The 1,861-nt window shown below is 35.1% G+C and carries 2 protein-coding genes; both read left to right on the top strand.

What is annotated here, in order from left to right; translation table 11 throughout:
• The first annotated feature begins 288 nt into the window (after positions 1 to 288).
• Complete coding sequence (locus AS180_RS21245; RefSeq protein ID WP_062687473.1) at positions 289 to 819, top strand: helix-turn-helix domain-containing protein; 531 nt, start codon at positions 289 to 291, stop codon at positions 817 to 819.
• Positions 820 to 877: 58 nt separating this feature from the next.
• Complete coding sequence (locus AS180_RS21240) at positions 878 to 1,624, top strand: alpha/beta fold hydrolase (protein ID WP_062687472.1); 747 nt, start codon at positions 878 to 880, stop codon at positions 1,622 to 1,624.
• Positions 1,625 to 1,861 lie beyond the last annotated feature (237 nt).

Raw genomic sequence — 1,861 nt, 5'->3', positions numbered from 1 at the left:
CCATTATAAAGGACTTTTTGTTTGCCTAAAATAATAAAATTGAAGATTTTGAGTCTTTTTAATAGTTAATTTAAATTAATGCAACACTAGTGACTTTTATCATATATATTACACAAAAATTAGAAATAAAACCCACCTATACTCTAAGTGAGTTTTGAATAACCACTTCATACCTTATTTAGCTAACCTGCCCCTTTTGTAAAAAAAGAAAAAAGATGCCGTAGCCTTTACATTTTGTAACAAAATAATTATCATTATATATAATGATAATGGTTAGAGGTGATAATAATGAAAAATAAAGCAGATATATTACTGCACCCTGTTCGAATGCGTATCGTACAAGCCTTGTTAGAAGAAAAATTAACAGTATATCAACTTGTTAAAAAACTAGGAAATGTGCCACAAGCTACCATGTACCGTCAACTAAGCACTTTAGTTGATGCCGGTCTGGTTCTGGTCAGTGAGGAAAGACTTGTAAGGGGAACACCGGAGAAGATTTACAGTGTGGTTGATGAACATCTCCGGCTTTCTCCTCAGGATATTGCCGCCTATTCACAAGAGGAACATCTTCGTTTTTTTATGGTTTATAACGCCCACCTTTTAATGGAAATGCAGCAGTACCTTTTAAGTCGTTATGTTGAGAACTATATAGAGGATGGGTTTAGATATGGAATTACCCCTCTCCACTTATCAGAAGAGGAGAAGATAGAATTTTTTGATCGTTACCGTGCTTTAATTGGAGAATTTGTTAGTAAGAAACCTTCTCCTGACAGGAAATTGATTAAATTAGCAACCACCTTCATCCCGACTGGTGATTGAATCAACTTTGCAAGGAAGCTATTGATAAATTAAGCATTACTTATTATAGGAGGAAATTATGGATACTAAAGTAAGCGGTCAATGGATAAATATTGATGGAGCCGAATTATATTATGAATACATTGGTGAGCAGAATGATGGCCCAACTATAGTGTTTATGTCTGGATATGGCTGGCCATTGGAGAATTGGCAACCAATTAGAGAAGATGTTTCAACATTTGCGAAGATATTTATGTATGACAGAGAAAGTGTAGGCAATAGTAGCCAGGGGAACAACCCCAAACATAGTTTACAAATCGTTGAGCACCTTAGAACACTGCTTCAAAAAGCCAATATTAAGCCCCCATTTATATTAGTGGGGCACTCTTTTGGGGGAGTAAACGCTAGATTATATACGAATATGTATCCAAAAGAGGTAGCCGGAGTAATCCTATTGGAGTCTTGCCACGAAGACCAGAATAAAGTAATGGCTCCTTTATTATCAAAAGAGGCCCAGGAAGGATATTTCGCCCAATTCCACGTAGAAGGTATAGAGGGTAGCCTTACTGAATTTGAAGAAAGTCTAGAACAAGTCCGTGGAGCAGACATTGGGGATACTCCTCTTATGGTAATGACTGGCTGCACCCAACCCATACATACAACAGACTCAATGGCCGTATGGATGAATTTTCAGAAGGAACTAGCAACTTTGTCAACAAAATCCAAACATATAATCATTAAAGAGGCTGGACATGCTATTCACATTGATCAACCAGAAGCTGTTATTGATGCAATTTGGGAAATGGTCGAAATGGTAAGTAAATAAGTATTTGTGTATTTTGTAATATCTACTGACATGGCAGGATGGGAAATATATTAGTATAAGTTTGAATCTTTTATTTAACTATCCTGCGCGTTAGTTTAAGTACATTTCTTCACAATCTTTACAGTGATTTTAACATAAATATCCAAAAAAAAAAAAAAAAAAAAAAAAAAAAAAAAAAAAAAAAAAAAAAATCAACTCTATTGTAGTTGTAAAAAAGAAACCTTCCCTCCCCCCTTT

The sequence above is a fragment of the Priestia veravalensis genome, assembly GCF_001457055.1.
In the GTDB taxonomy this organism is placed as follows: Bacteria; Bacillota; Bacilli; order Bacillales; family Bacillaceae_H; genus Priestia; species Priestia flexa.
The sequence above is the reverse complement of the archived record's forward strand: the minus strand, read 5'-3'. Positions and strand labels throughout refer to the sequence as shown.